Annotated in this window: 12 protein-coding genes; 10 read left to right on the top strand and 2 right to left on the bottom strand. The window is 69.1% G+C overall.

Going from position 1 to position 13,486, the window contains the following annotated elements:
- Positions 1-116: 116 nt before the first annotated feature.
- Both FNH05_RS00670 and FNH05_RS00665 read right to left on the bottom strand, forming a co-directional pair.
- Positions 117-845, bottom strand: a complete 729-nt coding sequence (locus FNH05_RS00670; RefSeq protein WP_144584791.1) for an SDR family oxidoreductase — start codon at positions 843-845, stop codon at positions 117-119.
- Positions 838-1,473, bottom strand: a complete 636-nt coding sequence (locus tag FNH05_RS00665) for a TetR family transcriptional regulator (protein ID WP_144584789.1) — start codon at positions 1,471-1,473, stop codon at positions 838-840. The genes FNH05_RS00670 and FNH05_RS00665 overlap by 8 nt, the downstream gene beginning before the upstream one ends.
- 210 nt (positions 1,474-1,683) lie before the next feature.
- Here FNH05_RS00665 and FNH05_RS00660 point away from each other — a divergent pair, with 210 nt between their 5' ends.
- From FNH05_RS00660 to FNH05_RS00615, 10 genes are read left to right on the top strand one after another with little or no spacing between them, the layout of a single operon-like run.
- Entirely contained in the window at positions 1,684-3,033 is a 1,350-nt protein-coding gene (locus FNH05_RS00660; RefSeq protein WP_144584787.1) for an MFS transporter, read from the top strand.
- A gap of 35 nt (positions 3,034-3,068) precedes the next feature.
- Complete coding sequence (locus FNH05_RS00655; RefSeq protein WP_144584785.1) at positions 3,069-4,004, top strand: 3-carboxyethylcatechol 2,3-dioxygenase; 936 nt, start codon at positions 3,069-3,071, stop codon at positions 4,002-4,004.
- Positions 4,001-4,903 carry an alpha/beta fold hydrolase gene (locus tag FNH05_RS00650; RefSeq protein ID WP_144584783.1) on the top strand — a complete coding sequence of 301 codons (903 nt, stop codon included), beginning with the start codon at positions 4,001-4,003 and terminating at the stop codon, positions 4,901-4,903. Before FNH05_RS00655 ends, FNH05_RS00650 begins: the two co-directional genes overlap by 4 nt.
- On the top strand, positions 4,900-5,694 hold the full coding sequence (locus FNH05_RS00645; RefSeq protein ID WP_144584781.1) for a 2-keto-4-pentenoate hydratase: 795 nt from the start codon (positions 4,900-4,902) through the stop codon (positions 5,692-5,694). Before FNH05_RS00650 ends, FNH05_RS00645 begins: the two co-directional genes overlap by 4 nt.
- 2 nt (positions 5,695-5,696) lie before the next feature.
- On the top strand, positions 5,697-6,161 hold the full coding sequence (locus FNH05_RS00640) for a nuclear transport factor 2 family protein (RefSeq protein ID WP_144584779.1): 465 nt from the start codon (positions 5,697-5,699) through the stop codon (positions 6,159-6,161).
- Positions 6,158-6,928, top strand: a complete 771-nt coding sequence (locus FNH05_RS00635) for an HpcH/HpaI aldolase family protein (RefSeq protein ID WP_144584777.1) — start codon at positions 6,158-6,160, stop codon at positions 6,926-6,928. The genes FNH05_RS00640 and FNH05_RS00635 overlap by 4 nt, the downstream gene beginning before the upstream one ends.
- Complete coding sequence (mhpA, locus tag FNH05_RS00630) at positions 6,925-8,541, top strand: bifunctional 3-(3-hydroxy-phenyl)propionate/3-hydroxycinnamic acid hydroxylase MhpA (protein ID WP_144584775.1); 1,617 nt, start codon at positions 6,925-6,927, stop codon at positions 8,539-8,541. Before FNH05_RS00635 ends, mhpA begins: the two co-directional genes overlap by 4 nt.
- Before the next feature lie 44 nt (positions 8,542-8,585).
- Entirely contained in the window at positions 8,586-10,574 is a 1,989-nt protein-coding gene (locus FNH05_RS00625; protein WP_144584774.1) for a flavin-containing monooxygenase, read from the top strand.
- Complete coding sequence (locus FNH05_RS00620; RefSeq protein ID WP_186382293.1) at positions 10,571-12,151, top strand: FAD-dependent monooxygenase; 1,581 nt, start codon at positions 10,571-10,573, stop codon at positions 12,149-12,151. Before FNH05_RS00625 ends, FNH05_RS00620 begins: the two co-directional genes overlap by 4 nt.
- A 49-nt stretch (positions 12,152-12,200) precedes the next feature.
- A complete protein-coding gene (locus tag FNH05_RS00615) occupies positions 12,201-13,037 on the top strand; it encodes a fumarylacetoacetate hydrolase family protein (protein WP_144584770.1) in 837 nt (278 codons plus the stop codon).
- The last annotated feature ends 449 nt before the right edge of the window (positions 13,038-13,486 follow it).

Raw genomic sequence — 13,486 nt, 5'->3', positions numbered from 1 at the left:
AACCGAGCGCCGCGGTCGGCTTCGCACTGTTCGGCTCCGCCGACCTCGCCGGTCCTCAAGGACCTGATCAACATGGAGAAGTCGGCCAGCAACACCTCGCGAGCGCCAACAGGCGCTCAGACCGACTTGGTCTCTCCGCCGTCAACGCGGAGGTTCTGTCCGGTCATGTAGGCCGACTCCTCGCCGGCCAGGAAGCGTACGACCCGGGCGGCCTCCGCGGTGCTCTGCGCTCGACGCAGTGGGATGCCGCTCGTCCACCCGGCCGGGACGACGCTGGGGTCGTCCTTGGTCAGCCCGGTGAGCACGTTGTTCATCCGGATGCCCTGCGGGCCGTATTCGTTGGCGTACAGCTTGGTGAAAGAGGCCAGCGCCGCTCGCATCGTCACCGAGACGGGGAACATCGGGCTGGGCTCGAAGGCGCCTGCGGTGGAGATGTTCACGATCGCGCCGCCGCCGGAGGCGATCAGGTGGGGCGTCACGAGGCGGGCCATGCGCACGACGTTCAGCAGGTAGAGGTCGACGCCCTCGAACCATTGCTCGTCGGTGATCTCAAGTACCGGCCCGCGTGCCGCGTGACCGCTGCTGTTGACGACCGCGTCGACCCGGCCGTACCGCGACACCGTGAGGTCGACGCACGCCTGAAGGTCCTCGATGCTGGTGTTCGAGCCGTCCAGACCCGCGCCACCGAGCGATTCGGCCAGGGTTCGGGCCCGGCCCGACGGCGACATCGCGACCACCCGGTAGCCGTTCGCGGCGAACTCCCGCACGCACGCGGCGCCGATTCCGGATCCGGCACCGACGATGATCGCGACCTTCTCGGATGCGGACGAGGTGGTCTCAGCCATGCGCGTACTCCTTCAGGCGGGTGGAGACCAGGGACTCGAGCGCGTCGGCAGCCAGCTCGGCGTACCGGGCGAAGTCGATGTCATCGCCGGCGGCCGCGGCTACCCGGAAGCCGTCGGTGAGCGCGCGCCCCATGACGGCCATGTCGTGCGCCAACTCTTCCGCGACATCCTCCGGTACCTCCGGGTACGAGGCCCGCAGCTGGCCGGTGACGAACTGGAACATCTCCTTGCGGATGGCCAGGTACCGCTGCCGTGCGAGGTTGTCCTCCAGGCGCCGCTCGAACGCGAAGACGAGACCGATGCTCCAGAACGCGGCGGCCGGCTCGGCCAGGCTCGCCGAGGCTGCCGCCGACTCGCTGATGCTGCGTCGTAGCAGGTCGCGCATGCTACCGACGGACGCGTTGGCCTGCTTCCAGACCTCGAAGCAGTAGTCGAGCAGCTCGACGAAGAGTTGCTCCTTGTTCTGAAAGTGCCAGTAGACCGATCCGATCGGCAGACCGGACGCGCCGGCGACATCGGCCATGGTGGTGCCCTCGTACCCGGCCTCGACCGCGCGCGAGAGCACGGCTTCGAGAATCGCCCGCTTCGACGACTCGGACGCCTGGCGGGTCTTCCGCCTCGTGGTCATCGGTCCCCTCGCTGCTCTCGGACTGCAGTAGTTCTACCAAATCGGCGCCAACCCTTGACACCGGCGATGGCCGTGGTCATTGTAATGGCGATTCTAGAACCCTGCTTCTAGGTTAGCTCTGACGGAACGCGACCCGGTGCGCGGTCCACCTCATCCCAGCGGGCCACTGCGATGGCGCATGTCCGCTCGAGCCGAGATAGAGAGACCTTCATGAGGATCAATGACCAGATCACTCAAGAGAAGATGAGCGGCCTACAGATCCGCGCCGTCAGCGTCGCGATCGCCCTGGTCGTACTCGACGGCTACGACGTCTCGCTCTCGTCGTTCGCCGCCCCGTACGTCGAGAAGGGCTTCGGGATCTCCAAGGCCGAGCTCGGACTCGTCATGTCCGGCGCCCTGATCGGCATGCTCGTGGGCTCGATCATCGTCGCGCCGCTCGCCGACCGCATCGGCAGACGCAAGTTGGGCGTCATCTCCACCGTGACGATTGCGGTGGGCATGCTCATCGGCCCGTTCGCGACGCCGGAGACCGGGACCGGGCCCCTCGTCGTGAGCCGCATCATCACCGGCATCGGCGTCGGGTCCCTGGTGGCCGCGGTCGGCGTCATCCTCGCCGAGTACACGGGCAAGCGCGTGTACTCGCTGGTGATGGCCGTCTACGCCGCCGCGATCAACATCGGCGGGCTGCTCGGCTCCATGATCGTCGGCCCGATGCTCGGCGCACACGGCTGGCAGTTCGGCTGGTGGGTCGGATTCGGCATGAGCGCGATCGCCGCGGTCGCCACGTTCGCCTTCCTCCCCGAATCGCTCGCCTGGCTTTCCGAGGGCCGTCACAGGGACTCCCTGCAGCGGCTCAACGCGCTCCTGACGAAGATGCGCCGCCCCGCACTCGAAGCGCTCCCGGAGTCCGACTCGACGGGCGTCAAGGCGAAGGGCTCGCTGCGCACCGTGTTCACCGGCCGGACCGGCTTCTACACGCTGCTGATGGTCGTCGGGTACGTCGCGTACATGCTCAGCTTCTACTTCATGACGACCTGGGCACCGAGCGCTGTCGCGTCCGCCAACCACAAACCGGCACTCGCCCCGCAGCTCGTCACCGCCTTCAGCATCGGCGGCATCCTCGGCAACGTGCTCTTCGGCTTCCTCGGCGGCAAGCTCAACGTCCGCTTCCTCGCCCCGGTCTTCCTGTTCCTGGCCACCGCCGCCCTGTCGCTGTTCGGCATCGCCGGCCCGGGGATGCCGACCGCCTGGTGGACCCTGTTCCTGGCCTCGTTCTTCGTCTGCGCGGGCACCGCCGCCTTCTACGCGATCGTCCCCACGCTGTACCCGACACTGGCCCGCTCGACCGGTTTCGGCGTCGTCATCGGCGTCGGCCGGTTCGGCGGCATCGCGGCGCCGATCCTCGGCGGGGCGGCCTTCGACGCGGGCATGGGGATGGGGGAGGCCTTCACGGTCTTCGCTTTGCCCCTGCTCGTCACCGGCCTCTGCGTCGTGGGTCTGCACCTGGGCCTGCGCCGCTCCGATGCACCGGATGCCCAGCTCGCCGGTACGTCCGCGTAGCAGCCGTCCACCATTTTCGAGAAGGGAAACAGGCCATGCCGCTGGCCGTCGCAGCGCTCTCCCATGCACCGTCCTTCGGCAATGTCGACCCGGGCGGGGAGACGTTCGCCGAGATCAATGCCGCCATCGACGAGGTCAGGGGGTTCGTCGCCGAGTACGACCCCGACCTGGTCGTGGTGTTCGGGCCCGACCACTTCAACGGCCAGCTCTACTCGCTGATCACACCGTGGGTGATCGGTGCGGTCGCCGAAGGCGTCGGTGACTACGGCACCACCGCGGGTCCGCTCCCCGTCGACGGCGGCGCCGCCCGGGCCTTCCACACGGCAGTGCTGGGTGAAGGCATCGACATCGGCCGCAGCGAGCAGATGAAGGTCGATCACGGCGTGGTGCAGCCGCTCGACTTCGTGTTCGGGAAGGATTTCACGCAGCCGATCGTGCCGGTGTTCGTGAACTCGATCGGCCTGCCGCTTTCCCCCATGCAGCGGGTGCGCCTCATGGGGGAGGCGTTCGGCCGGGCCGCCAAGGCGATGGACAAGAAGGTGCTGTTCCTCGCCTCGGGCGGCATCTCCCACAGCCCGCCGATCCCGCGCTGGGAGGGTGCCCCCGACACCGTGCAAGAGCGCCTGGTCAGGTACGCGCCCTCGCCGGAGGAACGGCACGAGCGCGAGCAGATGATCGTCAAGGGCATCCAGGCGATCGCCGACGGCAAGGCCCCGAGCGACCCGCTGAACGAGGAATGGGACACGCTCGTCCTCGACGTGCTCCGCTCCGGCGACCTCGATCCGGTGGACGGCTGGGAGAACGGCTGGTTCCTGGCGGAGGGCGGCTCGGCCGCGCACGAGATGCGCAGCTGGATCGCCGCCTACGCGGCACTGTCCACGGCGGGCCCGTACCGCCTGGCCGTCGACCACTACTGGGCGGTCGAGAAGTGGGGCGCCGGCTTCGCGATCCAGGCGGCGGTGACCGCGTGAACCGCGGAGGAAAGAGGCACCTCGCGACCTTCTGGGAGGAGATCGCGGACCTGGAGCACACGCTGCGGTACGTGGACGTGCGCGGCTACCGCACCCGGGTCCTCGACTTCACCGGAGCGGGCCCCGGGGCGCAGACGGTCATACTCGCCAACGGCACCAGCGGCCACATCGAGGCGTGGACGCAGAACGTCCGCGCCTTCGTCGAGGCGGGCTTCCGGGTGGTCGGCTACGACTACCCCGGCCACGGCTACACCTCGCCAGCAGATCATCCGCTGGAGATCCGCGACTACGAGGAGCACCTGCTCGCGCTGCTCGACACGCTGGAGCTGGAGCGTGTGCACCTCGCCGGCGAGTCGCTGGGCGGGTGGCTCGCACTGAAGTTCGCGCCGAAGCACCCCGAGCGGCTGCACACGGTGATCCTGTCCGCGCCGGGCGGGCGGATGATCGCCGAAGCGCGGCTGGACAAGACGCAGTCGGTGAGCACCCAGGCGGTGAGCGAGCCGACCTTCGACAACGTGAAGAAGCGCTTGCAGGTCGTCATCCACGACCCGGACAACATCACCGACGAGCTGGTACGCGTCCGCCAGGCGATCTACGCCCGGGACGGGTTCAGCATGGCGAACGTGTCCGCGCTGCGGGAGCCGGAGCGGCGGTGGCGCAACCGGGTCACGGACGAAGACTTCGCCGCGGTGCCGGTCCCGGCCCTGATGGTGTGGACCGACAACGAGCCGACCGGCGACGAGGCCGAGGGCGAGCGGCTGTGCGGGCTGCTGCCGGACGGCGAGTACCTGCTGGTCCGCGGGGCCGCGCACTGGCCGCAGTGGGAGGGCGCGGCGGAGTTCAACGCCGCGGCGGTCGCCTTCCTGAAGAAGCACGCGAGCGGAATGGACCGGCAGTGAGTGTCACCAAGGAGACCATCGACCGGATCGCGCGCGAGCTGTTCGAGGCGAAGCGCGGCGTGTACACCGTGCCGTACGTGAGCCCCCGGCTCCCCGAGCGTGATCTCGACGCGGCGTACGCGATCTCCGCCGAGTTCGCCGCCCTCCGCGAGCGCGAGCTGGGGGTGAAGCGGGTGGGCCGCAAGGTCGGCCTGACCAACCCCCTCGTACAGCAGCGCGTGGGTATCGATGAGCCCGACTACGGGATCATCCACGACGACATGGTGCACCCCTCGGGCTCGCATCTGCCGCTGTCGCAGTACAACCGGTTGCTGATCGAGGCCGAGGTCGCCTTCGTGCTGAAGAGCGACATCCTCGAGGCCTCTCGCGAGGGCGTCGAGGCCGCGATCGACTACGTGACACCGGCGTTCGAGGTGGTCGACTTCCGCTACGGCGGCTCGGTCGGGCAGATCGTCGACACCATCGCGGACAACGCCGGCTGCAGCGGCATCGTGCTCGGCGAGGAGCAGCACCCGTACGGCGAGGTCGACCTCACCAAGGTGGAGATGATCATCACCGGCGGCGCCACGGAGATCACCCGCGGCGTCGGCGGCAACGTGCTGGGGGACCCGGTCAACGCGGTGATCTGGCTGGCCGGGACCGCGATCCGCACCGGCGAACCGCTGCGGGCCGGCGAGGTGCTGCTGTCCGGGTCCATCGGCTACATCGAGCCGTGGCCCGCCGACGTCGAGTGCGTCGCCACCATCACCGGGCTCGGTCGCGTGGTCGCGACCGCGGATTCGAAAGGCTGAACATGAGCGACTACCGCCCCGTCGACGCGACGACCCGCGTCGAGATCGAGCAGCTGATCGCGGAGATGCTGTACCGCCTCGACCACAACCGGGCGGACACCACCTGGGAGCTGTACACCGAGGACGGCGTCTCGGCCGGCCCACTGGGCGACATGGACCGCGAGGCCATGAAGGCCTGGGGTACCAGGCGCGCCAAGCAGACCGACATCGTCAGCCGGCACTTCATCGGCGGGATCCGCCTCGTGTGGGACGGCGAGGAGGTCGACGGCACGGTGCAGTACCTGACCTTCCGCGACACCAACGAGCCGCAGACGCAGCCCGCTTCGGTCGGCGAGTTCCGCGAGCGGTACCGCAGGGTCGACGGGCAGTGGCGGTTCGCCCGCCGCGAGATCGTGCCGGTCTTCGGCGGCAAGGCGGCCGCGGCGCACGCCGCGCGGCTGGCCGGGCGAGAGGGGCCGGCACAGTGAAGCAGGCGGCTCTCGGCGACGGCAACCCCGTGCTGTACCACCAGTCGGTGCCGTCGTTCTCGATGCCGGAGTGGGCGGCGGCAGCCGGCTACGACGGGGTGGTACTCGACCTCCAGCACGGCGAACTGGGCCTGGAGGCGGCATGCGGGATCCTGCGTTCGCTGCCGCGTCAGAACGCGTACTCGTACGCGCGGGTGGGCTCGCTGGATCCCGCGCCGGTCCTGCGGCTGCTCGACAGCGGGGCCCGCGGCATCATCGCGCCCGCGATCGAATCCCGGGCCGAGGCCGAGGCGCTGGTCGCCGCGGTCCACTACCCCCCGGTCGGCAACCGCAGCCTTGGCCCGTCCAGACCGGCGCTGTACCAGGGCGCCTCGTACACCGAGGCAGGCAACCGTGCCGTATCCGCCATCGCCCAGATCGAGACGAAGACCGGCGTGGACCGGGCCGAGGAGATCATCTCGACCCCGGGACTGGACTCCATCTACATCGGCCCGGCCGACCTGGCCGTCTCCCACGGACTGCCCGGGCGGGGCGACTGGGCGGACGGCCCCGTGCGGGAGGCGATCGCGCACCTGCGTGAGGTGACGACGGCGCACGGCGTCACCCTCGGCATCTACTCGGGGCAGCCGGCGTACGCAGCCGGCCTGTTCGCCGCCGGCCTGGTCGACTACGTGGCCCTCGGCATCGACCTCGTCCTGCTGAACCGTGCGTTCGCCGACACCATCGCCGGGCTGGACTCGGCACGATCTTCTGGGAGCACCGCATGAGCAAGACCGCCGTCGATGTCGTCGTCATCGGTGCGGGGCCCGTCGGCCTCACCCTCGCGAACCTGTTGGGGCAGCAGGGGGTCGAAGTCCTCCTCGTCGAGCAGGGCGAGAAGCTGATCGACTACCCACGGGCCGTCGGTGTCGACGACGAGGCGCTGCGCGCGATGCAGACCGCCGGGCTCGTCGACGAGGTGCTTCCGCACACCATCCCCGACCAGAAGATCTACATGGTCAACGGGGAACGGATGATCCTGTCCGAAGTGAACCCGACGACGCGTGAGTTCGGCTGGCCGCGCCGCAACGGATTCGTGCAGCCGCTGGTCGACCAGGTGCTGCTCGACGGCCTGGACCGCTTCCCGAACGCCGCCGTACGGTTCGGCGCCGAGGTCACCGACCTCGTCGAAGACGCGGACGGCGTGGTGGCCACCCTCGCGGGCGGCGAGACCGTCCGCGCACGGTACGGGGTCGCCGCCGAGGGCGGGGCTTCACCCACCCGCAAGCGCCTCGGCATCTCGTTCGAGGGCGAGACCCGGCCGACCGACGGCATCGTGATCGACGTCGCCAACGACCCGATCGGCACGCCCCACGCCGTCTTCGGCGGGGACCCGGCCCGCAGCTACGCCTCCATCGCGCTGCCGCACGGCATCCGGCGCTGGGAGTTCACACTCTTCGAGCACGAGACCGCCGACCTCGTCGACGACGACGCGTTCATCTTCGGGCTGCTCGCCCCGCACGTACCGGACCCGGGCAAGCTCGACATCATCCGCCGCCGCGTGTACCGGCACCACGCCCGTATCGCCGGGCGGTTCCGCCATGGGCGGATCTTCCTCGCCGGTGACGCCGCCCATGTCATGCCGGTCGTCGGCGGCCAGGGCTGGAACTCGGGGATTCGTGACGCCTTCAACCTCGGCTGGAAGCTGGCCGCCGTTCTCAAGGGCCTCTCGACCGACGCTCTGCTGGACACGTACGAGACCGAACGGCGGGGCCACGTCACGCAGATGGTGGCCGTCTCCCTCGGGATGGCGAAGGAGATGACCGACCACGATCCCGAAAAGGCCGCCGAGCGCGACCGGCTCGCCGCCAACCGCACCCCGGAGGAGCGGGAGGCCCAGAAGCGGCAGGCGTTCAAGCCGCAGCCGAAGTTCGAACGGGGCGTCGTGGTGCACACCCCGCTGCCGACGTTCAAGACACTGCCGGCTCGTGACGTGCCGCGTCTCGCCGGCTCGATCTTCCCGCAGCCGAGGGCCACCGACGCGGACGGCGTGGAGATGCTGCTCGACGAGGCCACCGGGCAGGGCTGGCGGGTGATCACCTGGAACAACGACCCGACGGCCTTCCTGCCGGGGGAGCGGCTCGCCGTGCTCGAGCGTCTCGGCGCCCACCTCGTGCAGGTCGTGCCGACGACACAGTTGCCGTGGGCGCGCAAGCACGCCGCGGCCGGCGTCACGGTCGTCGGCGACCTCGGTGGGGAGTCGAGCCTGCAGGCCTGGTTCGACGCACACCCGGTCGGCGCGGTCATCGTCCGCCCCGACCATGTGATCGCCGCCGAGTGCCTCGCCCAGGAACTCGGCGACGTACTCGGCAAGGTCTTCGAGGCCGCCTGCATCGCGTGATCCCGGCACATCCCTGATCGAACCCCGAACACGATGGAGCGCTGATGCCCGACCCGAGCGAGGCCGCCGAGATCGACGACGTGTACTGGCGCGACGAGTACACGCCCATCACGGAGGACGACGCCTTCCTCGAACGCATCGTCGCCGAGGCCGACCTGCCGTCGCTGCTCACGGCGTTGGCAGCCCTGACCGGAGATCACGCGTTGATCCCGGCGGAGCTGCGCCCCCCGCTTCCTCCCGTCGACACGACCCCGCCTGCACATGGCGGCATGAGCGAGGCCGCGCAGGCTCATGCGCGTGAGCTCGCGCTGCCCGCGCTCAAGCGCGTCCGCGATGAGCGGCTCACCAGGCCTCGCCTGCTGGAGCCCGAGGAAGCACGCACCATTGTCGACTTCGTTACGGGCGGGGCCAGTGCCGAGGATGCGGCACTGATGATGCACGAGCTCGACCTGGTCACACAGCGTCCGGGAGCACCGACTTGGCACATCGACGAGGTCGCACCCGACCGTGACTTCGAAGTCGCGGTCATCGGCACCGGGATGAGCGGCATCGCAGCCATGTACCGGCTCAGGCAGGCGGGCGTACGGTTCGTCGCGTTCGAGAAGCACCCCGAGGTCGGCGGCACCTGGTGGGCCAACACCTACCCAGGAGTACGTCTGGACACCCCGACCTTCGGCTACAGCTTTTCCTTCGCCCAGCGGGCCGACTGGCCCAACGCGTACGCCGAGGGCGCGGAGATCGAGGCGTACGCCGTCGAGATCGTCGATCGCGCCAAGCTGCGTGAGCACATCGAGTTCGACACCGAGGTCATCTCGATGACCTGGGACGAAGCATCGGCCACCTGGGAGGTCGTCGTACGGCGCGACGGCGTCGAGCAGCACCGGCGGTTCCACGCCGTCATCGCCGCGACCGGGCAGCTGGAGAAGCCGAACATCCCCCAGATCCCCGGACAGGACGACTTCGGCGGCGTACGGATGCACTCCGCGCGGTGGGACCACAGCGTGGACCTGACCGGGAAGCGCGTCGCCGTGGTCGGCACCGGCGCCAGCGCCTACCAGATCGTCCCGGGCATCATCGACCGGGTCGCCCACCTCGACGTCTTCCAGCGGTCCGGACCGTGGACGGTTCCCGCCCCGAACTACCACGACCCGGTACCGCAGGCCCTGGCCTGGCTCAGCGACCACGTCCCGCACTACGGGCAGTGGTTCCGGTTCCAGGCGTTCTGGGGTGCGCGCACGGGACGGCTGCACACCGTCAAGGTCGATCCGGAGTGGAACCGCACCGACTCGGTATCGGCAACCAACCTGCGGGTGCGTGAGGCACTCACCGCGATCATGCGCGAGCAGTGGGCGGACCGCCCCGACATGCTCGACGTCGTCGTGCCCGCGTATCCGCCCGGCGGCAAGCGCATGCTCCGCGACAACGGCGTGTGGGCGCACGCACTGCACCGCGAGCACACCAATCTCGTCACCTCCCCGATCGAACGGTTCACGCCGGACGGCATCGTCACCGCCGACGGCGAGCGGCACCCGGTCGACGCCGTGATCTACGCGACCGGGTTCAAGGCGTCCGACTACCTCGACCCGATCGTGGTCACCGGGCCGTCCGGGCAGACACTCAAGGAGCAGTGGAACGGTGATGCGACGGCCTGGGCCGGCATCTCCGTGCCCGGCTTCCCGAACCTCTTCCTCATCCAGGGGCCCAACACGAACTACGTCGTGCACGGCCAGTTCCACTTCATGATCGAATGCGGGGTCGAGTTCACCACCGAGGCGATCCACCAGTTGCTGCGCCGCGGGGCGGCCTCGCTCGAGGTCAAGCAGGAGACCCTGGACCGCTTCCTCGCGTGGATCGACCAGGGCAATGCCGAGTGTGCCTGGGGGCAGCCGCAGGTACGCACCTGGTACAAGAACTCCCGCGGCCGGGTCTCGCAGGTATGGCCGTACAGCCATCTCGAGTACTGGGCGCTGACCCGGGGCGCCGACTTCGACACCGACTTCACGCTCCGCCCCCGACCGGAGGCGACGCCGTGACAGCGCGGCGTGACGTGCTCGTGGTGGGTGCCGGTCCGATCGGGCTCGTCGCCGCCCTCCTGCTCGCCGATGCGGGTGTGCGTACGACGCTCGTGGAGAAGGAGACCGAACCGGGCGACCAGCCTCGCGCGATCAGCCTGCAGGACGAGTCGTTCCGCACCCTCGAACAGCTCGGTGTGGCCGACGCGCTCAAGGCCGAGTCCCTGCTCGACACGGGCAGTCGCTACTTCGGGCTCGGGGACCGCCTCCTGCTCGAAGCGAGGCCGGTCGCGTCCCGGCTGGGGCATCCCGCCAAGACCCAGTTCGACCAGCCGATCCTGGAGCGGCTGCTGTGGGAGCGAGCAGCCGCGCACGAGGGACTCGAATTCCTGCGCGGCGCCGAGGCAACAGCGATCACGCAGGACGGCGACGGGGCCAGCGTGACCGTGACCATCGGAGCGAAGACACGGACTCTGACCTCCGGCTGGCTGATCGGCGCCGACGGCGGACGCAGCTTCATCCGCCGGGCGGTCGGGATCGAGCTGGCCGGCACCACCCAACCGCAGCGGTGGATCGTCGTCGATCTGCACAACGAGCCGCGCGCGCGGGGCCCGTTCGCCGAATTCCACGGCGACGGGCAGCGGCCGTACGTGCTCGTGCCCGGCGTCAAGGGACGCCTACGGATCGAGTTCATGCTCTTCGACGACGAGGACCCCGAGGAGATGACGACGCCGGAGCGGATCCGCGAGCTGGTCGTGCCGCGCTTCCGGGCCGAGCTGGCGCCGGATGACGTGCGCCGCGCGGCCGTGTATATCGCGCACCAGCGTGTCGCGCGGGCCTACCGTGCGGGGCGCACGTTCCTCGTCGGTGACGCCGCACACCTGATGCCGCCGTTCGCGGGCCAGGGCCTGAACGCCGGTATCCGCGACGCGACCAACCTCACCTGGAAGCTGATCGAGGCGATCAGCGGCGGTGCGACCGAGCGGCTGCTGGATTCGTACGAGGTCGAGCGCCGCACCCACGGAGCCGCGATGGTGAGGGTCTCGCGCCGCATCGGCGCGGTCGTCATGGCGACCCACCCGGTCGTCACGCGCTTACGCGACACCGTCGTCCGCACGGTCGGCCTGATCCCCCGTGTCCGCGAATTCCTCGCCAACATGCGCTTCATCGCACCACCCGACTACTCCGCCGGAGTCGCCGTTGCCGCGCACGGCGTCACCCTCGACGCCGTGACGGTCGGCCGCGCCCTGAGCCAACCGGTCGTACGCGACGCCATCGGCGCCGAGCGCGGACTCGACGCCCACCTCGGGCGCGGGTGGACGCTGCTGCAGATCGGAGGTCCGCCCGACGCGGCGGTCGACGCGTACTGGGACGCGATCGGCGCGAACCGGCTGTGCGTCCGTGCACCGGGCGGCGAGCCGGCCGACAGCGTGGTCACCGAGACCACCGCGGTGCTCACCTCCGGCACCGGCACCCTTCCGGTCTTCGTCGCGGTACGTCCCGACCGCTACGTCGCGGCGGTATTCGATTCCGCCGGCGAGCAACGCGTCGTCGAGCGCCTCCGCGCCTTCATCGATGACCGCTCCCGACCGGACTGATCCATGCTCCGAGATCCCGCACTCTCGCCCACCACTGAACAGGAACCCGATGAGCAAGTTCGTCAGCTACTACCGCGCCGACCACAGCATTGCCTGGGGGCGTCTCGACGCCGAGACCATCTATGACGCGACCCCGACAGCGCCTTCGCTTGCCGAAGCCATCGCAGCGGGCGCCCTCGATTCGTTGGCCCACTACACCGATCGCCCGGTGGCGCTCGACGAAGTGCGGCTCGCTCCGGTCATCCCGGAGCCCGGCAAGATCATCTGCATCGGGGTCAACTACCGCAGCCACCAGGACGAGATCGGCAAGGCGGCTCCTCAGGCCCCGGTCGTCTTCGCCCGCTACGCCGACAGCCAGATGGGCCATGGCGAGGACGCCCGCAAGCCGGCGGGCTCCGCGCAGTTCGACTACGAGGGCGAGGTGGCTCTGGTCATCTCCAAGCCCGCGCACCAGGTCTCCAAGGCCGAGGCCTACGACCACGTCGCCGGCTATGCCGTGTACAACGACTTCTCGGTGCGCGATTGGCAGCGTGCCGCCAGTCAGTGGCTGCCCGGCAAGACCTGGCCGGGGACCGGAGGCTTCGGTCCTTGTCTGGTAACAGCCGACGAGGTCGGCGATGTCACCGAACTCGAGCTCACGACCCGGGTCAACGGTGAGGTACGCCAGCGCGGCAGGGTCGCCGACCTGATCAACGATATTCCCTCGATCATCGAATACGTCACCACGTTCACGCCGCTCGCCCCCGGCGACGTCATCGTCACCGGCACGCCGGGCGGTGTCGGGCTCTTCATGGAGCCGCCGGGATTCATCGTCGACGGTGACGTCGTCGAAGTCGAAGTCGGCAAACTCGGGACGCTTCGCAACACCGTCCGCGACGTCTCCTGACTCGCTCATTCGAACGGCCATCGCGGCGGCTTGCGGTGCGATGGATGGTTCCGCGGCGAGAGCGGATTCGGTGGCCGGTTGCCCGTCGGAGTCGCTGATAGGGCGTTGATCAGCGGTTTTGTGTTTAAGGGACCCCCTGTTCCAGGGGGGTTTTCGGCCCGTGTAATCTTCTCTTCGTCGCCAGGGAGACCGGGCCGGCGGGCGAAAGTCCAAAGGAGCGGGGTACCAGGCTGCCGGGTTGGACACCCCCCGGTTGAATCGGAAGATTCGACTCGGGGTAGAGTCTGGCCTGACAACAAGAGCAGAAGGCAACTGCGGTTGCGTGTTGTTTGAGAACTCAACAGTGTGCTAATGAACTAAGCCAGTAGAGCTTTGTATATTTGAACCCTTTGTGGGTTCCTTTGAGATTGACTGTTTGAGTCGATCGGATTTTCTGACATTGTTGGAGA

Origin of the sequence: Amycolatopsis rhizosphaerae, assembly GCF_007713715.1 — a bacterium.
GTDB classification, from domain to species: domain Bacteria; phylum Actinomycetota; class Actinomycetes; order Mycobacteriales; family Pseudonocardiaceae; genus Amycolatopsis_E; species Amycolatopsis_E rhizosphaerae.
This window is presented reverse-complemented; position numbering and strand designations above follow the sequence as displayed.